Source organism: Betaproteobacteria bacterium (assembly GCA_016720855.1).
Lineage (GTDB): Bacteria > Pseudomonadota > Gammaproteobacteria > Burkholderiales > Usitatibacteraceae > FEB-7.
The window spans coordinates 317,765-336,235 of the sequence record JADKJU010000002.1 but is presented as its reverse complement, the minus strand read 5'-3'; the positions used below and the strand labels follow the sequence as shown (position 1 = coordinate 336,235).

Below are 18,471 nucleotides of genomic sequence, written 5' to 3'. Positions count from 1 at the left end.
GGCGGCGCCTCCACGGCGAACATGTAAGCCCAAGATACGCTTGGGAAAACTCCCCCGATTGACCTGTCTCAACCCAGAGCCCCGTGGCCCCGGGGTTGGGCCTGATTCGGCCAAGCGCTCCCCTCTGCCTGGTGAGAGGGGCTGCGGGTGAGGTCGCTCACGGCTTGGCAAGGTAGGCCTGGTCGAAAAGGCGTTCCAGGTCTGGGTGGGCACCCCGCAGGCCGTCTATGACGGCCTTGGCCCACTCGAAATAGCCGCGGCGGCGCTCCAGGGGCCAATTGGCCGGAGGGGCATCCACCACATCCCGCAGGTTGCAGATCTTGTCGGCCAGCTTCACCAGCTTGGCCTGCGGGGAGATGTGGGGGGCGTGCTCCACCTGCAGGCGCTTGCGCTCCGCCTTGGGCAGGTTCTTGTCGTCCGTGACTTCCGCCACGATCGAGGCGATCAGGGGAGTGAACACCATCGCCAGCTCCTCCACCGTCGTTTCCGTGTCCTCGACCGTATCGTGCAGGATGGCGGCCATCAGCACGTCGACATCGGCCACGCCCGCTTCCAGCTTCAGCACCCGCGCCAAGGCAAGCGGATGGTTGATGTACGGGGAAGCCTCGGCGTCCTTGCGCCGTTGCTTGCGGTGCTTGAAGGCGGCGAAATCGGCTGCCTTGATGAGCCGGGCAATGTCGTCCATGGCGTGATCCCCTGCGCGGTGCCTGCGTGTTCAGTATGACAGGTCATTTCTTCCCCTCCCTCGGAAGCGGGGCCGGAGGTGAGGGATCGGGCGGTATGATTTCCTCATGACGGACCCAGCCCCCACCGACCTCACCCAGCGCTTCCTCCTCGAGAACCTCGATATCCGCGGCCAGGTCGTTCGCCTGGGCCCGGTATGGCGGACCATCCTTTCGCGCCGCGACTACCCGGAGGCACTGCGCCCCCTGCTCGGCGAATTTGCCGCCCTCACCGCCCTCATCGGCGCGGGCCTCATGCATCCGGGCCGCGCGGTGCTGCAGGTGATGGGTCACGGTCCGATCTCGCTGGCGGTCGCCGACTGCACGCACGACCTGCACCTGCGCGCGATGCTCCGGGTGGACGAGAAATCGCCACGCTCGCTTGGAAGAGGTGCCGGGGGTGAGGCTCATGCACTCCACGAACTCTTCGCCGACGGCCGCCTCGCCCTCACCCTCGAAAATGCCGAGACCGCCCGCCAATCCCAGTCCATCGTCCCTCTGGAAGGCGCCACGCTCAGCGAGTGTTTCGAGCGCTACTTCGACCAGAGCGAGCAGGTACCTACCCACCTGTGGGTGTACGTCACTGCCGAAGGCGTCGGTGCGCTGATCCTGCAGAAGCTCCCGGGGGCCGAAGAACGCGACCCCAACGGCTGGGCGCGCACCCAGTTTGAGACCGCGAGACGAACTCCCGTCGCCCTCGCGAGAGCGATCGACGGGGAGGGCCGGGGCGAGGGCATCGCGGACTTCCTCACCGCGCTCTTCCCCGAAGACGACGTTCGCCTCTTCAAGCCCCTGCCCGTTACCGACGGCTGCGGCCGCAGCGAGGAAAAGGTGGTCTCGATGCTGCTTGGGCTGGGCCGCGCGGAAGTGGACGCCACCCTGTCCGAGCACGGCGTGGTGACCGTGCGCGATGAGATCTGCAACCAGGAGTACCGTTTCACCGCGGCGGAAGTGGCCCGTATTTTCGCCTCATGAGCCCCATCGCCACCGGCTGCCCGAGCGCGAGGGGAATTGCCGCGCACCGCAGGCAGGGCGCCGAGCCCTGCGTTATCCTTGTTCACGGGACGAGCCGATACCGGCAATCCCCATCTGTTCAACCAGGAGGTTTTCATGAGTGACGAAATGCCGGACTTCTCCAATGTCCAGAGTGGATCGAGCTCGACAGCGACAAAGGAATATGTGGTCGTCTCCGGCGACAGCCTTTCGAAGATCGCCAAGCGCGAGTACGGAAACGCGAACGACTGGACGCGCATCTTCGAAGCCAACAAGGACATCCTCAAGGACCCGAACAAGATCTTTCCGGGCCAGAAGCTGAAGATTCCGCCGAAATGACCCCGCGACCGTCACGAACCCAGGGAATGGAGAATCGAATCATGACCAGCAAGTCCGCTTATGCCGTCATCGCAGCAATTGCGCTGACCCTCGCCGCCTGCGGCAAGAAGGAAGAGCCTCCGAAGGCGCCGCCCGCGCCGCCGCCGCCCGTCGCCACGCCGGCGCCGCCAGCCGCTCCCGCGGGAGTGGCCGTCTCGGCAGTCATGGTCGGCAAGGCCATCGGAGCCGACAAGAAGGTTTCCGCCGCGATGGACGCGTTCGCCAAGGGAGACACGCTGTATGCCTCGGTCGACACGACGGGCACCGGAAGCGCGAAGCTCGATGCGAAATGGACCTACCACAAGGGCGACAAGGTCGCGGTCGTCAAGGAAGACACGATGACGATTGCGACGACCGGACCTGCGACCAACGAGTTCCATGTCAGCAAGCCGGACGGGTGGCCTGCGGGCGACTACGAGGTTGCAATCACTCTCGACGGCAAGCCGGCGGGAACCAAGAAATTCGTCGTCAAGTAACGGCGCCACAGCCTCGCGATCGGGGGGTTCGGGACTTTTCCCGAACCCCCCGATGCGTTTGGTCCGGGGTTTTTTCCGGCCGGTTCGCCGACCCGGTCAATGCCCCAGTATCTTCGACAGGAAGTCCTTCGTCCGATCGCTCTTCGGGTGGTTGAAGAACTCCTCCGGCACGCTTTCCTCGACGATCTGTCCCTGGTCCATGAAGATCACGCGATTGGCCACCGCCTTCGCGAACCCCATCTCGTGGGTCACGCAGAGCATCGTCATCCCCTGCCCCGCCAGCTCGATCATGACCTCGAGCACTTCGGTGATCATCTCGGGGTCTAGCGCGGAAGTCGGCTCGTCGAAGAGCATGATCTTGGGCGTGAGGCACAGCGCCCTCGCAATGGCCACACGCTGCTGCTGGCCGCCGGATAGCTGCAGCGGGTACTTGTGCGCCTGCTCCGCGATGCGCACGCGCTCGAGCTGCTTCATGGCGATTTCTTCCGCCTTCGCCTTCGGGGTCCTGCCCACCCACATGGGCGCGAGCGTCAGGTTCTCCAGCACCGTCAGGTGCGGGAACAGGTTGAACTGCTGGAACACCATGCCCACTTCCCGGCGCACGCGTTCGATCGCCTTCACGTCGTCGGTAAGCTCGGTTCCCGCGATGACGATGCGGCCCTCCTGGTGCTCCTCGAGCCGGTTGATGCAGCGGATCAGCGTCGATTTTCCAGAGCCCGACGGGCCGCAGATCACGATCCGCTCGCCGGTGGCGACCTCGAGATCGATGTCGCGCAGCACGTGGAAGCTGTCCCCGTACCACTTGTTGACCTTCTCGAACTTGATGATGGCTTCGCTCATGGTCCGGTCCTAGCGGGTCCTGCTCACGCTCACCTGCTTCTCGATCCACAGGCTGTAACGCGACATCGCGAAGCAGAACGCGAAATAGATTGCCGCAATGAAGAAATAGCCCTCCAGCTTGTAGGGCCGCCAGTCCGCATCCGAGTTGAGCGCGAGACCGAGGGAGCCGGTGAGCTCGTACAGGCTCACGATGGTGACCAGCGACGTATCCTTGAAGATGGCGATGAAGTTGTTCATGACCGCCGGCACCACGATCGCGAGGGCCTGCGGCAGCACGATCTTCCTCTGCGTCTGCCAGTAGGTGAGCCCGAGCGTGGCGGCCGCCTCGACCTGCCCCTTGGGCACCGCCTGGAGTCCGCCGCGCACCGTCTCGGCGAGGTAGGCGGCGGCAAAGAGCGTGATCCCCACCAGCACCCGCAGCAGCACGTCGGGCGACTTGCCCATCGGCATGAAGAGCGGGAACAGGAACGAGGCCATGAAGAGCACGGAGATCAGCGGCACGCCCCGGACCAGCTCCACGTAGACGATGCACATCGAGCGGATCGCCGGAAGGCCCGAGCGCCTGCCCAGCGCCACCAGCACCGCGATCGGGAAGGCGAGCACGATGCCGAGCGTGGCCAGCATGATCGTGAGCGGCAACCCGCCCCAGAGGTCCGTGGGGACCGGCGTGAGCCCCCCCAGGCCACCACGCATCAGGACGAAATAGGCCGCCATCACGACAGCCCAGAGCGGCGCGAGCCAAGGCTTCCAGAATCGCCGCGTGCAGCTCACGCCGAGGAGTCCCATCAGCATGAGCGTCGCCAGCACCGGGCGCCATTGCTCCCCGAACGGATAGCGTCCGAGGATGATGAGGCGGTATTTCTCGGCGATCACGCCCCAGCACGCGCCCGTGCCGCGTGCGGTCTGGCAGCCGCCGAGGTCGGGCCGGAACACCGCGTGGAAGATTCCCCAGTTGACCATGCCCGGCAGCAGCGCGATCGCGGCCAGCGCCACCACCACGGTCGTGAGCGAGCTCCTCCAGTCACCGAAGAGGTTGGCGCGCATCCACGGCACGAGCCCCTGGGTGCGCACGGGTGCCGGGCGCGCAGCGATCGGTTGAAAGACGCTCGCCACGCTCATCGCTCCTTGATCGCCGAGCGGTTGTTGTACCAGTTCATGAAACCGGCGGTGGACAGCGAGGTCGTCAGGTACACGAGCATGATGATCGTGATGCACTCGACCGCGCGCCCGGTGTTGTTGAGCGCGGTCGTCGCGATCGACACCACGTCCGGGTACCCGATCGCAACCGCCAGGGACGAGTTCTTGGTGAGGTTCAGGTACTGGCTGGTGATCGGCGGGATGATCACGCGCAGCGCCTGCGGCAGGATCACCAGGCGCATCGTCTGGCCGCGCGCGAGCCCGAGGCTGCCCGCCGCTTCCACCTGGCCGTGCGCCACGGACGCAATGCCGGCGCGCACCACTTCGGCGATGAAGGCCGAGGTGTACAGGACGAGGCCCAGCAGCACCCCCAGGAATTCAGGGGTGGCCGACGCCCCCCCTTCCATCGAGAAGGCGCCCGGCGCGGGATAGTTCCATGCCGTCGGCGCCCCGCCCGCGATCCACCCGAGGATCGACCCCGCGAACACGATCGCCACCGGCACCAGGAAGACGCTTCGGACGCGCGCGGTCAGTTCGAACTGGCGGATGGCCCAGCGGCGGTAGTACCAGGCGATGGGCAGGCAAACCGCCGCGCCGGCGGCCGCGAGCGCCTGCCCCAGCCCCCAGACCGGCACCGGGAAGGAAAACCCCGCCTTGCTGAGGTAGATCATCCCGCCCAGGGTGAACGGCTCCGAGATCGGCGGCAGGATGTCGGTGAAGAACAGGTACCACACCAGCAACTGCAGCAGCACCGGAATGTTGCGGAACAGCTCCACGTAGCCGTAGCACAGGCCGCGCACGATCGCGTTGCGGGAAAATCGCCCGATGCCCAGGAGCGTGCCCAGCCCGGTGGCGAGCACGATGCCCACGAAGGCCACGCGCAGCGTGTTCAGCACGCCGACAAGGAACGCCTTCCAGTTCTGGTCGAGCGCGTCGTACGGGATCAGGCTCTCGCCGATGTCGAATCCGGCGGGCTGCACGAGGAACCCGAAGCCGCTCTGGATTCCCCGCGCCCGCATGTTGTCGACGGTGTTGCTCGCGAGGAACCAGAGCGCCACGCCGATGACGGCCGCGGCGAGGACCTGGTAGACGAGCCCGCGAAACGCCTGGCTGCGCCACGACCAGTCCCTGCGCCGTGGCGGCGGGCGCGTGGCCATCGGCAGTGTGCCTTCCGGTTACCGGACCGGCGGGGCGTACATCAGGCCGCCCTTGTTCCACTGCGCATTCACGCCGCGCGGAAGGTTGAGCGCCGTCTTCGGCCCCACGTTGCGCTCGAAGATCTCGCCGTAGTTGCCGACGGCCTTGATGGCCCTGACCATCCAGTCCCTGTCGAGGCCCAGGAGTTTGCCCATGTCCTCCGACTTGCCGGTGATCCGCATCACCACCGGATCCTGGCTCTCGTTCATCAGCTTCTCGACGTTGGCCTGGGTGATGCCGTATTCCTCGCTCTCGATCAGGCCGAACACGACCCACTTGGCGATCGTGAACCACTCGTCGTCGCCGCGACGCACGGCGGGCCCCAGGGGCTCCTTGGAGATGAGTTCCGGCAGGATGACGTGCTCGGCGGGATTCTTGGCTTCCTTGTTGCGCACGGAGGCGAGGCCGGAGGCGTCCGTGGTGAACGCCGTGCACCGGCCGGAGAAATAGGCACCCGTAGCCGCCTCGATCTTCTCGAACACGACCGGCTTGAGGTCGAGCTTGTTGGCGCGCGAGAAGTCGGTCATGTTCTTTTCCGTGGTCGTGCCGGACTGCACGCACACGGTGGCGCCCTTCATCTGCTTGGCGCTCTTGACCTTCGACTTCACCGGGACCATGAAGCCCTGGCCGTCGTAGTAGGTCGTGCCGATGAAGAACACGCCCAGGGAGGCATCGCGCGAGAGCGTCCACGTGGTGTTGCGCGACAGGATGTCGATCTCGCCCGACTGCAGCGCGGTGAAGCGCTGCTGTGCGGTGAGGGGAACGAACTTGACCTTGCCCCCGTCGCCCAGGACGGCGGCGGCGATGGCGCGGCACACGTCCACGTCGAGGCCGCTCCAGTTGCCCTGTGCATCGGCCGCCGAGAACCCGGCGAGCCCCGTGTGCACGCCGCACACGAGCTGGCCGCGGGCCTTGATGGCATCCAGGGTCTTGCCGGCCTGCGCGGGGGCGGCGGCCAGGAGAGCGGCGGCCAGCACGCTGGCCAGCGCAAGCGGTTTTCCGGCGGTCATCTTCATGGGGGTTTCCTCCTCGTATTGGGGTGCGTTCGGCCAATGTACTACGACCCGGGCGGCATACCCAAGGGCGTTTCCATATTTCCCGGATGGGGGACGGGATATAGGCCATGCATCAGGCGTAGCATGGAAACCCGATCCCGATGAAGCCAGAGGCGCGCCATGACCCAACCCGTATTCGACATGAAAGTCCGCGACCTCGCGGAAAGGATCTTCGTCGACCTCATACACGGTTGCGTGGCGGTCTCGCAGTCCGAGGTGAAGATGAGCGCGGATCCCAAGAACATCGCGAAGATCAGCTTCAAGCTCGCCGCCGCGTTCCACGAAGTCCAGGACGAGCTGAACACCGCGAACCTGCCCAAGAACCAGGACTTCAAGGTGAACCTGTCGGACATCGCCGCCTGGAACAAGTAACGGCGGGCGTCGACTCCCCCCTTTGGGAGAAGGGGAGGAACGTCATGCCCCGCAATTCCCCGCAGCCGACAAGGGCCAGAGCAACGGGCTTCCCGCCTCCGCACAGGTCCTGACCGCCTCGATGGCCGGTCCGATTTCCAGTCCCCGCGAAGCCATCCACTCGTCGTTGTAGTAGCTGTGCCGATACCGCTCACCGCTGTCGCAAAGGATCGTCGCAATCGATCCTTTCTCCCCGGCCTCATGCATCCGCCGCGCCAGGTGCAGCACCCCGATGAAGTTGGTGCCTGTCGATCCGCCGCATCGCCGCCCCAGCACCCGCTCCAGGTAGCGGATGGCGGCAAGCGAGGCGATGTCCGGAATCCTGAGCATTCCATCGACGATGCCCGGCAGGAACGATTTCTCCACCCGTGGCCGCCCGATTCCCTCGATGAGCGAACTGGTTTCGATCTTGAGCGTGGTGTCGCCAGTGGCGTAGGCATCGAAGAAGACCGAATTCTCCGGGTCCGCCACGCACACCCGCGTGTCGTGGCACCGGTAGCGGATGAAGCGCCCGATGGTGGCCGTGGTGCCGCCCGTGCCTGCGCTGCACACGATCCAGCGCGGGACGGGGTGCGGTTCGCGCTCCATCTGGCTGAAGATGGATTCGGCGATGTTGTTGTTGCTGCGCCAGTCCGTGGCCCGCTCCGCGTAGGTGAACTGGTCCATGTAGTGGCCGCCCGACTCCCGCGCGAGCCGCTCCGATTCGCTGTACACCTCCTGCGGGTTGTCGACGAGGTGGCATGTGCCGCCATAGAACTGGATGGCGGTGATCTTCTCCGGCGACGTGGTGGCGGGCATCACCGCGACGAACGGCACGTCCAGCAGCCGGGCGAAATACGCCTCCGACACCGCGGTTGATCCCGACGACGACTCGACCACCGTGCTGCCCTCGCGGATCCAGCCGTTGCACAGCGAATAAAGAAAGAGCGAGCGGGCGAGGCGGTGCTTGAGGCTGCCCGTCGGGTGGCTCGACTCGTCCTTCAGGTAGACGTGCACGCCCGGGTAGGCGGGAAGAGCGAGCGGAATGAGGTGCGTGTCCGCCGAGCGGTTGTAGTCCGCCTCGATTCGCCGCACCGCCTGCCGGATCCATTCGATGTTGTTCATGGTGAGCCTCCCGCCCGCGACGTTGTCGCATCGTGGCGGGATTCTACGATGCCGCCACGATCGGGATGGGCGCCGGGATTTCGGCGGGCGGGCAAAGTGGGGTAACTTCCCCTTTTCCTCTCCCCGGGACTCGAGCTCCGCCATGACGCCAACCGTTCGCGGCTTTCACGCCCTCCTCACCTGCCTCGCGTTCGCCGCGACGGCGGCCATCGCGCAGCCCTTTCCGACCAAGCCCGTGCGCCTCATCGTCCCCTTCCCGCCCGGCGGCGCCGTCGACGTCTACGCGCGCATCGTCCAGCCCGCGCTCGCCGAGAATCTCGGTCAGACGATCATCATCGAGAACAAGACCGGCGCCAGCGGCATGATCGGGGCGGACGCCGTCGCGAAGGCCGCTCCGGATGGCTACACCGTACTGGTGGGCAACGTCGCCACGCTCGCGATGAACGTCGGCATCTACAGGAAGATGGTTTACGATCCCGTGAAGGACCTGGCGCCCGTCATGCAGACGGTGATGGTGAACTACGCGCTCGTGGTCAATTCAGCCGTGCCGGCGAAGACGGTGGCGGAGTTGGTCGCCTACGCCAAGGCCAATCCCGGCAAGCTTTCCTATGGATCCTCGGGCAGCGGCAGCGCGCAGCACATGGCGGCCGAGCTCTTCAAGGCGCAAACCGGCGCGGACATCACGCACGTTCCCTACAAGGGCACCGGGGCGCTGGTGGGCGACCTCATCGCGGGCCACGTGAGCATGGCGATCGCCGACCAGGCGAGCATGATGCCCCAGGTGAAGGCGGGCAAGCTCCGGGCGCTGGGTGTCGGGGGCCTCACGCGCTCGCCGGAGTATCCGGATATTCCGACCATCGCCCAGGCCGGCAACCTTCCGGGCTTCGAGGCGGTCGCGTGGCAGGGCATCGCGGTACCCGCCGGCACGCCGCCCGAGATCGTCAAGCGCCTGAACGAGGCGTTCATGACGGCCCAGGCGACCCCCGCCATCCGGGAAAAGCTCATCGCCGCGGGCCTGTCGCCCGTGGGTGGCACGCCGCAGGAATTCGGCCGCTACATCAAGAGCGAAATCGCCAAGTGGTCCAAGGTCGCGCGGGATATCGGCGCGACCGTCGATTGATGCCCCGGGCGCTCCGATGACGGTGAGCCGCATCGAGTGCTGGGTCTTCCGGGTTCCGATCGAGAGCCCGGTCAGGACTTCCTTCGGCACCATGACGAGCCGACCCGCGCTCTTTCTTCGCGTGAGCGCGGCTGACGGCGCGTGGGGCTGGGGCGAGGTCTTCTGCAACTTTCCGCAGGTGGGGGCCGAGCATCGCGCGCGCCTCGTCGATAGCGTGTTCGCATCGCTGCTTGAGGGCAGCCCGACCGACGATGCGCCGCGTGTTCGCGAACGTCTCGAGAAACAAGTGCGGCGGCTGGCGATCCAGTGCGGCGAGCCCGGCCCGTTCGCGCAGGTCATCGGCGCCATCGACCAGGCGCTGTGGGACATGGCAGGGCGCCGCGCGGGGCAGCCGCTGTGGAAGTTGCTCGCAACCGGCCCCGCGGGCGGCAACCGGGTGCGCGTATATGCGAGCGGGCTGGGGCCCGGGGAAGTGGCCAGGACCGCGATGGCCAAGCGCGACGAAGGCTATCGAGCCTTCAAATTCAAGGTGGGATTCGGCGCGGAGAAGGACCGGTCCAACTTCTCGGAGATCCGCGCGGCGCTGGGGGAAGATGCGGTCGTCATGGTCGACGCCAATCAGGCCTGGTCTCCGGACGAGGCGATGCACCGCATTGCGGAACTGGCGCCTTTCCGTCCCTGCTGGGTCGAGGAGCCGATCGCGGCCGATGAGCTTATCCCGCATTGGGTCGATCTTTCCGGCAGATGCGGCGTGCCGCTTGCCGCGGGGGAGAACCTGCGCGGCCTCGACGAATTCGCCGATGCCCTGGCCGCGGAATTCCTCGCGTTCATCCAGCCCGATGTGGGGAAGTGGGGCGGGCTATCCGGCTGTCGCGACGTGGCGTCACTTGCGAGGCGACATGGCGCCATTTACTGCCCCCACTGGCTCGGCGGCGGCATCGGGCTCGCGGCTTCCCTTCACCTGCGTGCGGCGATGGGGCCCGAGGGCTTTGCCGAAGTGGATGCGAATCCCAACCTACTTCGCGAGGAGGTATTCCAGCCCACGCCGCGCGACGGGTGGGTGACGCTATCGGATGCGCCGGGGCTGGGGGTGGAGCCGGATCTGGCGCGGCTGGAGCGGTTTCGGGTGGGGCGCTAGAAAAAAGCCTTGCGCAACCGGGCAAGCTCCTCTCGCTCTCGATCTGGCGGGATGGGAAGGTGCTCCAGGCGTGGCGAAAGCTCCCCGAGCATCGCGCGATGCGGAAGCTGGGCCGGGAGAGCTATTTCGCGGATTATCGATTGCGGGTCGCGAAAATCTCGTGCGACTACGGGCTCGAAAGCCGGAACGAAGCGCCCGCCGATTCGCAATTGGCGAATCCGTAAGGTAACCTCACCGCCGATCCCTCACCCGCGACCCCTCTTCCGCCAGCGCGATGAGGGGAGAAGAACATGTCATCGCTCCCCCGCCTCACCGACGCCGACCTCGATCGCCTCGACGAGCTCCTCTCCTGCGCGGAGATGGAGAGCTCGATGACGCTCGACGCCATCCAGGGCCTGCTCTGCGCTGCCGCGAGCTCCCCGCAACCCGTCCCGCCCGAAAAGTGGATTCCGGTCGTCCTGGGCGAGGGCAAATTCAACGCCGAGACGCAGGCGAAGGAAGTCGAACAACTGCTCCTGCGCTTCCACGACGACACCTTGCGCCAGATGGCGGGCGAGGACGGGATCGACATCCTCTCCTACCCCGTCGAGGAAGGCGAGGAGGAGCTCGCCCTGTGGTGCGACGGCTACCTCGAGGGCACGCAGCTCGCCGAGCCCGGCTGGTTCGAGATGGGCGAGGACGAAGAGGTGGTAAGCGAGCTCCTCTACCCCTTCATGCTGCTCTCCGGGCGCCTGAAGGAAAGTGCGCTCGAGGAGGGCGAGGAGTGGTGCTCATCGAAGGAGGAACGCCGCCTGATGGACGAGGCGCGCGAAGCGATCGCGGCCGACATCGCCAAGGCTTACCATTTCTGGTTCGAGCGGCGCGTGAACCGCGAGCCCATCAAGCGCGAGGCGGCCAAGGTGGGGCGCAACGACCCGTGTCCCTGCGGGAGCGGGAAGAAGTACAAGGCCTGCCACGGAGCGGGCTGATTCAAGTGTGTCCCAGCACCGGATGCGGCCGGTACGGCGCCTCGAGCGCCGCCATATCCTCCGGCGTGAGCTTCAGCTCCAGGGCCTTTACCGCCTCTTCGATCTGCCAGGCCTTGCTCGCGCCCACGAGAGGGGCTGTCACGCCGGGGCGATGGAGCAGCCACGCGTAGGCGAGGACGGCGCTGGAGACGCCCTTCGACTTCGCCAGGGCGGATAACGCATCCACCACCGCGAAGTCGGCGTCCTGATAGTAGTATTTCAGCGCGATGTCATCGGTACGGGCACGCGACTCGCCTCCGCCCTGCTTGTCCTCCCTAGCGCGGTTGCCGGCCAGGAAGCCGCGCGCGAGCGGGCTCCACGGCATCACGCCCACGCCGGTATCGCGGCAAAAGGGAATCATCTCGCGCTCTTCCTCGCGGTAGGCGAGGTTGTAGTGGTTCTGCATCGAGATGAATTTCGTCCATCCATGGACCTCGGCGGCACGCTGCATCCTGGCGAACTGCCAGGCCCACATGCTGGAGGCGCCGAGGTAGCGCACCTTGCCGGCCTTCACCGTGTCGTGAAGCGCCTCCATCGTCTCCTCCACCGGGGTGGCGGCGTCGAAGCGATGGATCTGGTAGAGGTCGATGTAGTCGGTGCCCAGGCGCCCGAGGCTCGCATCCACCGCCGAAAGGATCCGCTTTCTCGACAGCCCGCTCATGTTCGGCCGCACGGCGGGCTTGGGCCCGGGTGCATTGCCGCCCTTGAAGGCGAGGTCCACGGGAAAGTACACCTTGGTCGCGATGACGATCTCGTCGCGCGTCGCGAATTCGCGCAGGACCCGGCCGGTGATCTCCTCGGACATTCCCGCCGAGTACATGTCGGCGGTATCGAACACGGTGATGCCCAGCTCGATCGCGCGGCGCGTGACTTCGCGGGCGGTCTCCTCGTCGCGGATCCACGGCCGCCACTCGGGGGTGCCGAAGGTCATCATGCCGAGCGCGATTCGCGAGACCTTGAGCCCGCTCGTGCCGAAATTGACGTACTGCATCGTGGTTCTCCCCGGGATCGGAAACGGCGATCGTGCCATGGTAGCGCCGCTGCACCCGCATCGATGCAAAGTTCGATACAGTGGCGACGGGAAGCGGCCCGTAGACCGCCACGGAGCGGGAATGGATCTGGGGATTCGAGGCCGCAAGGCGATCGTGTGCGGCGCAAGCCGCGGTCTGGGCAACGCCTGCGCGGCGCGGCTGGCCGCCGAGGGCGTCGATCTCGTGCTGGCCGCGCGCGATGCGAAGGCGCTGCAAGCCGCCGCGGAACTGATCCGGAGCGCCAGCGGCGTGAAGGTGGAGACCGTGGCCACCGATCTTTCCGTGAGCGAAGGGCGCAAGAGCCTCCTCGCCGCATGCAGCAATCCCGACATCCTCGTGCACTGCGGCGCGTGGCCCGACGAGAACCCCGATTTCCGCGACTGGACCCACGACGACTGGATTCGCGCGCTGGACTCCATGATGCTCTCGCCCATCGAGCTCATCACCGGCGTGGTCGACGGCATGATGGCGCGGCGGTTCGGCCGCATCGTCGCGGTCACCTCGCGCTTCGTGAAGGAGCCAAAGCTCGAGCACATGCTGTCGGTGAGTCCCCGGCTGGGCCTGGCGGGCTTCATGAACGGCATCGGACGCGAGGGCGTCCGCCACAACGTCACGGCGAACGCCTTGCTTACCGGCGTCTTCGCCACCGAGACGCAGCTCGAATTCGGGCGCACGCTGGCGCAGAGAAGCGGCAAGCCCTTCGACGAGGTGTGGAAGGAGCGCGGCTCCACCAACGCCGCGGGTCGATTCGGCCGGCCCGAGGAATTCGCCGCGCTCTGTGCATTCCTCTGCTCGGCGGATGCGGGATTCATCACGGCCCAGAACATCCTCATTGACGGGGGAGGCTATTCCGGGGTCTTCTGAGGCAAAGGGAGTGGGGCGCAGGGTTGGCCCCGTTTAGATCATCGAACGACAGGAGGCATCATGATGAAGAAGCTGCTTGCGGTTCTGGGGTTGGTGGCCATGGTGGCAGGGGCGGCGCATGCGCAGGAGTGGCCCACCCGCGCCGTGAAGATCATTGCTCCCTTCGCCCCGGGCGGCTCGGTGGACATCGTGGCGCGAATCCTCGCGCAGAAGATGAGCGAGACGTTCGGCCAGTCGTTCGTCATCGAGAACAAGTCCGGCGCCTCGGGCATGATCGGCGCCGATAGCGTGGCCAAGTCCGCGCCCGACGGCTACACGCTTCTGGTGAACTCCTCGATCCACGTGATCGTGCCCAGCCTCTTCAGCAAGATCACCTACAACGCCCTCGACGACTTCGTCGCGGTGGGGCAGGCAACGGAAGTGCCGATGGTCATGCTCACGGGCTCCGGCAACGCGGCGAAGTCGGTGCACGACGTCATCGAGTGGGCCAAGGCGAAGCCCGGCCTGGCCTACGCCTCGGCGGGCAGTGGCTCCTCCACGCACCTTGCGGGCGAGGTGTTCAAGCGGGCCGCAGGCGTGGACCTCACCCACATCCCGTACAAGGGAAGCGGCGCGGCCATGGCCGACGTGATCGGCGGGCAGGTGCCGCTGATGTTCGATGCGCTAACCGCCGCCATGGGCAACATCCAGGGCGGCCGCATGCGGGCCCTGGCGGTCTCCTCCGAGAAGCGCTCGCCGATTCTGCCGGACGTGCCGACGTTCCAGGAACTCAAGATGCCGCAGATGAACCTCTCGACCTGGCACGGGATGTGGGCGCCGAAGGGCACGCCGCCCGCGATCGTGAAGAAGCTCAATGCGGAGATCGTGCGCATCGTGGGGCTGCCCGACGTGCGCGAGAAGATCCGCGGACTGGGCGGCATTCCCGTCGGGAACACTCCCGCGCAGTTCGATGCCTTCCAGCGCGCCGAGTTCGCCAAGTGGAGCCGCATCGTCAAGGAAACGGGCGCGCAGGTCGATTGAGCAAGTGGAGCCGCATCGTCAACGAAACCGGCGCGCAGGTCGATTGAGGAGGCAGGCCGGGTGACTGTCCTCGTCCTCGGCGCCGGGGTCATCGGCGTCACGACAGCGTGGTACCTGAGGGCGCAGGGCCACGACGTTCGCGTGATCGAACGGCGCGAAGGCGCGGCCCTCGAGTCGAGCTTCGCCAACGCGGGCCAGGTATCGGCGCACCTGGCCGAGCCCTGGTCCAACCCCTCGACGTTGCGCCAGTTGCCCCGGTGGCTCCTGCAGGACGGGGCACCTCTCGTGTGGCGCCCGCGTTGGCGCTTCGATCAGTGGCGATGGCTCGCGAAGTTCCTTCGCGAATGCTCGCCCGCGCGCTACTCGAGGAACCTCCTTCATCTGGCCGCCATCAGCCTCTACAGCCGCGAAACGCTGCGGGCCCTGCGCGCCGAGACGGGCATCGGATACGACTTCCATGAGGGCGGGATCCTGCTTTTCCACACCGATCCGCAGGCTTTCGGCAAGGCGGCCGCCACGGCGCGGCGCCTCCAGGCGCATGGCCTGAAGCGCACCGTTCTCGATGTCGACGAGTGCATTGCCACCGAGCCCGCGCTGGCTCACCTGCGCGACCGGCTCGCAGGCGGCATCTATTCCCGCCACGACGAGACGGGCGACGCCCACCAGTTCACGCAGGCGCTGGCGAGGCTGGGGACCGAGCGGGGCATCCGCTTCGACTACGGGTCAACGGTGCGCCGCCTCCTCCTGGAGAACGGCGAGGTGAAGGGTGCCGAGGTGGATCACGCCGACGGCAGGCGCGAGTCCATCGCCGCACGTTGCACCGTGGTGTGCCTGGGTCCGCACACGCCGGCGCTGGTAAAGCCGGTGGGTGTCGATCTCGACATCTACCCGGTAAAGGGCTACTCGATCACGCTCCCGGTGGCCGACGAGAAGGCGGCGCTGCGCATCGGCGTGACCGACGCGGCGGCGAAGATCGCCTTTTCCCGGCTGGGCGATCGGATCCGCGCCACGAGCACCGCGGAGATCGCGGATTTCGACCTGACTGTGGACCGCAAGCGCTGCGAGGCGCTGGTGCGTCACACCCTGGAGCTGTTTCCCGGCGCGGGGGACGCGGGGCGCGCGGAGTTCTGGGCGGGTCTTCGGCCCACCACGCCGAGCAACCTTCCCTGCGTGGGGCGCTCGAAGGTGCCGGGCCTCTTCCTCAATGCCGGACACGGCACCGTGGGCTGGACGCAATCCTGCGGGTCGGGTCGTGCGATCGCCGAGATCGTCGCCGGCCGCCGGCCCGGGGTGGATTTTCCCTTCCTCGGCGTCGCCTGAGAACGCCGCCTCAGGCGGCGGCTCGCACGACCTCGCCCACGGCGTGCAGCAGTTCCTCGGGCGTATCGGGGTTGATCGAGCAATCGGGTCCCAGGAGGTGGTGGCGGCCGCCCATTTCGGCGAGGGAGGTGCGGGCGCGGGCCTTGAGTGCCTGCGCCGTCATCGACTTGATCTCGGGTTTCGCGGGCAAACCACCGAGCACGGCGCGGCCGGTGCGTCGATGCACTTCGGTGAGGGAGGGGTTCCCCGTCGTGGTGGCCCAGCTGAAAACGCTCACCGGGTAGTCGACGAATTCCTCGAAGAGGATCCCGCCGCCGCACATGTGGACGATATTGAACGGTGCGCTGGAGGCGGCCTCGAGGATGCGCCTGTCGTACGGCCGCTGGAAGCGAAGGAATTCCTCGGGCGCCAGCAGGCTCTTCGTGGCGACGTTGGTGGCGTAGAAGATGCCGTCGACGCCGCGCTCGAGGGCGAGGCGCGTGAAGTTCTCCTGGGTCACCGCGATGGCTTCCAGGCCGCGCTCGAGCGACTTCGGGTTCTCGCGCGCGAGCGCGAGCACCGCGTCGATGCCGCCGGGCACCATGAACTGCGCGACCATCAGGGGCGCGAACACCGTGGCGACGATCGGCACGTCGGCGCCGACGGCGGCGCGAATCGCGGACATCGCCTCCAGTTGCTCCGCAAGCGCGCCCCGGGAAGGATCTGCAGGGGTCAGCGTCGCGAGGTCCGCGGCGCGATTCACCGGCAGCTTCGTGATCACCGGCCATTCCGCGCGGTCCGGCGGCTGGCGGTATTCCAGTCCCCACATCTCCGCGAAGCACTGGTAGCGCGACTGGGGCTTCAGGAAATCCCAGCCGAAGGTGCGGTGCAGCCTGAGCGTCTCCTCGACCAGCGCGCCGGCCGAGTCTTCCCTGGCGAAGTTGTGCAGCCAGAAGCTGAAGGGGACGCGATCGACGGCCTCGCCGCGGATCGCCGCCAGCACTCGTTCTCGCTTGTTCACGCTTTCCTTTCTCCGCCGGCGGCTAACCGGACGCGGTGGGCCTGCCCCGATGATACCTGCGTCGGAACCGACTTCAGCAAGGCGTACCCGTAGCGTTGCATCCCTCATCCCCGGCCCCTTTCCCTGGTGAGGGGGAGAGGGGCGGCACTCGTCGTTGCCTCCTTTGAAAATGAAAAGCCCCGCCGAAGCGGGGCTTTTCATTTTCAGCTGGAAAGGCGGTTCAGCGATCGCGCCCACCGTTCGATTCACGATTCGGGCGGCCCTGGTATTGGACGTTCGATTGGCCATTCGGGCGGCCCTGATACTGGCCGACCGAGCCGCGATACGGGCGGCCCTGGTATTGAGCTTGATAGCCGTCGTGGCGACCGCCTTGTTGCGCGTAGCGTGGCGCGTAGCCGGGACCCGGGTAGTACCTCGCCTGGCGATAGACGGGCGGCGCGTAATAGACTGCCGCCGGCCGGTATCGCTGGGGAGCGTAATACACAGCCGGAGGTGCGTAATACGCGGCTGGCGGCGCGTAGTACGTCTGTGCAGGCGCGTAGTACGCCGGAGCGGGTTCGGGGAATGCGGACTCGGGCTCGTAGTAACCGGATGCGGGGGCATAAGCGGGAGCGGGTGCATAGGCCGGCGCGGGGGCATAGGCCGGCGCGGGGGCATAGGCAGGCGCGGGCGCATAGGCGCCAGGGGGGCCGTAATACGGCCCGTAGTAACGCCTGTCCGCGGTCCCGATGATGGTGCCGATGACGGCGCCCACGGCAGCGCCAGGCGGGCCGCCGACCGCAGCGCCGATTCCGCCACCGATGATGGCGCCTGCAACGGGATCTCCTGCGGATGCCTGCGTCGAAAACGCCAGGCCACCGGCTGCAGCGGCGATCGCTGCGATCAACAACGGTATTTTCAGCATGGGAACCTCCTGCCGTGAGTGACCACCAATCCTTTGAAGCGAAGTACGTCCGCATGATGGCGCAATCACTGCTGCCTTCAGCGGTCCATCGCACCATTAACGCACGGCCCCGCCATTCGGTTGGCGCGGGAGAGTATCGAAATGTAACCGCCGGGCCGCGGTGGCAAGGAATCAGCCTCAGTTCCCGAGCACCCGCCGCATGCCTTGATCCGTTCCAGGCCGATCCATCTCGTCCGCCCCGCTCACCACGACCACGCCTTGCCTGGCGACCGCCGGCAGCACTTCGCGCGCGATGTCCGAGTGGTCGCTGGCGACGTTGTCCCGGATCGGGGGGTGGATATGGTCTTCGTCGAGAATGCTGCGTCCCAAGACTTGGCTTTCCTTCTGATTGAGCGACGCTACTGTCCGATCAAGAGCCGAACAAGATCGACTGGGTGGAGCTTGGTGGTCGTTCGATCCGGATTGCATCGAGTTGAAGCTCCTTCCTGACGATGGCGATCAGCACGCAGGTGGCGACGGCGCAGCGGATCTGCGTCTTCACCGCGTTCTCGCTGGTGCCCGGGAAGTGCTTGATGCGCAGGTGCTGCCTTATCCACCTGAAGAACAGCTCGACCCGCCACCGGCTTTTGTGGAGCCGCGCGAAATCGACATGGCCGCGATCCATCACGTAGAACGCACCCGCCTCGAAGCCGAGCATGTCCAGGGTGTTGTCCAACTCGACACCGAGCGATTCGCTGCCGTAAAGCCTGCGGGC

General features: G+C 66.6%; 20 protein-coding genes and 1 pseudogene. 10 read left to right on the top strand and 11 right to left on the bottom strand.

The genetic code is table 11. The features are described from left to right. Positions 1–157: 157 nt before the first annotated feature. The gene (locus tag IPP91_08680; GenBank protein ID MBL0142141.1) at positions 158–676 is read right to left on the bottom strand and encodes a bifunctional (p)ppGpp synthetase/guanosine-3',5'-bis(diphosphate) 3'-pyrophosphohydrolase; all 519 of its coding nucleotides are present in this window, start codon (positions 674–676) and stop codon (positions 158–160) included. A 115-nt stretch (positions 677–791) separates the two neighbouring features. Between IPP91_08680 and IPP91_08675 the strand changes: the two genes are divergently transcribed. The 3 genes from IPP91_08675 (at position 792) to IPP91_08665 (ending at position 2,569) form a co-directional block, all read left to right on the top strand. Beyond that, complete coding sequence (locus IPP91_08675) at positions 792–1,697, top strand: Hsp33 family molecular chaperone HslO (GenBank protein MBL0142140.1); 906 nt, start codon at positions 792–794, stop codon at positions 1,695–1,697. 135 nt (positions 1,698–1,832) lie between these two features. Next, positions 1,833–2,054, top strand: coding sequence for a LysM peptidoglycan-binding domain-containing protein (locus tag IPP91_08670; GenBank protein ID MBL0142139.1), 222 nt, complete (start codon positions 1,833–1,835; stop codon positions 2,052–2,054). 41 nt (positions 2,055–2,095) lie between these two features. Continuing rightward, positions 2,096–2,569, top strand: a complete 474-nt coding sequence (locus IPP91_08665) for a hypothetical protein (GenBank protein ID MBL0142138.1) — start codon at positions 2,096–2,098, stop codon at positions 2,567–2,569. Between the two features lie 96 nt (positions 2,570–2,665). Here the strand turns inward: IPP91_08665 and IPP91_08660 are convergent, their stop codons facing one another. From IPP91_08660 to IPP91_08645, 4 genes are read right to left on the bottom strand one after another with little or no spacing between them, the layout of a single operon-like run. After that, on the bottom strand, positions 2,666–3,409 hold the full coding sequence (locus tag IPP91_08660) for an amino acid ABC transporter ATP-binding protein (protein MBL0142137.1): 744 nt from the start codon (positions 3,407–3,409) through the stop codon (positions 2,666–2,668). Between the two features lie 9 nt (positions 3,410–3,418). Further along, positions 3,419–4,528, bottom strand: a complete 1,110-nt coding sequence (locus tag IPP91_08655; GenBank protein ID MBL0142136.1) for an amino acid ABC transporter permease — start codon at positions 4,526–4,528, stop codon at positions 3,419–3,421. Further along, entirely contained in the window at positions 4,525–5,703 is a 1,179-nt protein-coding gene (locus IPP91_08650) for an ABC transporter permease subunit (protein MBL0142135.1), read from the bottom strand. Before IPP91_08650 ends, IPP91_08655 begins: the two co-directional genes overlap by 4 nt. 18 nt (positions 5,704–5,721) lie before the next feature. Next, positions 5,722–6,753, bottom strand: coding sequence for an amino acid ABC transporter substrate-binding protein (locus tag IPP91_08645; protein MBL0142134.1), 1,032 nt, complete (start codon positions 6,751–6,753; stop codon positions 5,722–5,724). A gap of 165 nt (positions 6,754–6,918) precedes the next feature. Here IPP91_08645 and IPP91_08640 point away from each other — a divergent pair, with 165 nt between their 5' ends. Beyond that, on the top strand, positions 6,919–7,170 hold the full coding sequence (locus IPP91_08640) for a hypothetical protein (protein ID MBL0142133.1): 252 nt from the start codon (positions 6,919–6,921) through the stop codon (positions 7,168–7,170). Positions 7,171–7,212: 42 nt separating this feature from the next. Here the strand turns inward: IPP91_08640 and IPP91_08635 are convergent, their stop codons facing one another. Beyond that, on the bottom strand, positions 7,213–8,313 hold the full coding sequence (locus IPP91_08635) for a PLP-dependent cysteine synthase family protein (GenBank protein ID MBL0142132.1): 1,101 nt from the start codon (positions 8,311–8,313) through the stop codon (positions 7,213–7,215). Between the two features lie 142 nt (positions 8,314–8,455). Here IPP91_08635 and IPP91_08630 point away from each other — a divergent pair, with 142 nt between their 5' ends. The 3 genes from IPP91_08630 (at position 8,456) to IPP91_08620 (ending at position 11,539) form a co-directional block, all read left to right on the top strand. Next, positions 8,456–9,433, top strand: coding sequence for a tripartite tricarboxylate transporter substrate binding protein (locus IPP91_08630; protein MBL0142131.1), 978 nt, complete (start codon positions 8,456–8,458; stop codon positions 9,431–9,433). Between the two features lie 16 nt (positions 9,434–9,449). Then, positions 9,450–10,571, top strand: a complete 1,122-nt coding sequence (locus IPP91_08625) for a mandelate racemase/muconate lactonizing enzyme family protein (GenBank protein MBL0142130.1) — start codon at positions 9,450–9,452, stop codon at positions 10,569–10,571. Between the two features lie 290 nt (positions 10,572–10,861). After that, a complete protein-coding gene (locus IPP91_08620) occupies positions 10,862–11,539 on the top strand; it encodes a UPF0149 family protein (GenBank protein MBL0142129.1) in 678 nt (225 codons plus the stop codon). Between the two features lies 1 nt (position 11,540). Here IPP91_08620 and IPP91_08615 read toward each other — a convergent pair whose 3' ends face one another. Further along, positions 11,541–12,569: an aldo/keto reductase gene (locus IPP91_08615; GenBank protein MBL0142128.1), complete on the bottom strand. Its 1,029-nt coding sequence runs from the start codon at positions 12,567–12,569 to the stop codon at positions 11,541–11,543. Positions 12,570–12,690: 121 nt separating this feature from the next. On the opposite strand from IPP91_08615, the gene IPP91_08610 reads away from it, so the two are divergent. Genes IPP91_08610 through IPP91_08600 form a run of 3 tightly spaced genes read left to right on the top strand, consistent with a single transcriptional unit; the run spans position 12,691 to position 15,813 of the window. After that, positions 12,691–13,473, top strand: a complete 783-nt coding sequence (locus tag IPP91_08610) for an SDR family oxidoreductase (protein MBL0142127.1) — start codon at positions 12,691–12,693, stop codon at positions 13,471–13,473. Positions 13,474–13,533: 60 nt separating this feature from the next. Beyond that, positions 13,534–14,493, top strand: coding sequence for a tripartite tricarboxylate transporter substrate binding protein (locus IPP91_08605; protein ID MBL0142126.1), 960 nt, complete (start codon positions 13,534–13,536; stop codon positions 14,491–14,493). 60 nt (positions 14,494–14,553) lie between these two features. Further along, positions 14,554–15,813: a D-amino acid dehydrogenase gene (locus IPP91_08600; GenBank protein MBL0142125.1), complete on the top strand. Its 1,260-nt coding sequence runs from the start codon at positions 14,554–14,556 to the stop codon at positions 15,811–15,813. Between the two features lie 10 nt (positions 15,814–15,823). On the opposite strand, the gene IPP91_08595 is transcribed toward IPP91_08600, so the two are convergent. The 4 genes and pseudogenes from IPP91_08595 to IPP91_08580 all read right to left on the bottom strand — a co-directional run bounded on the left by IPP91_08595 (position 15,824) and on the right by IPP91_08580 (position 18,351). Further along, positions 15,824–16,813, bottom strand: coding sequence for a hypothetical protein (locus IPP91_08595; GenBank protein ID MBL0142124.1), 990 nt, complete (start codon positions 16,811–16,813; stop codon positions 15,824–15,826). A 220-nt stretch (positions 16,814–17,033) separates the two neighbouring features. Continuing rightward, positions 17,034–17,717: a hypothetical protein gene (locus tag IPP91_08590; GenBank protein MBL0142123.1), complete on the bottom strand. Its 684-nt coding sequence runs from the start codon at positions 17,715–17,717 to the stop codon at positions 17,034–17,036. 177 nt (positions 17,718–17,894) lie between these two features. Further along, positions 17,895–18,086: a hypothetical protein gene (locus IPP91_08585; GenBank protein ID MBL0142122.1), complete on the bottom strand. Its 192-nt coding sequence runs from the start codon at positions 18,084–18,086 to the stop codon at positions 17,895–17,897. Positions 18,087–18,180: 94 nt separating this feature from the next. Then, positions 18,181–18,351: pseudogene (locus tag IPP91_08580) on the bottom strand (transposase). Between the last annotated feature and the right edge of the window lie 120 nt (positions 18,352–18,471).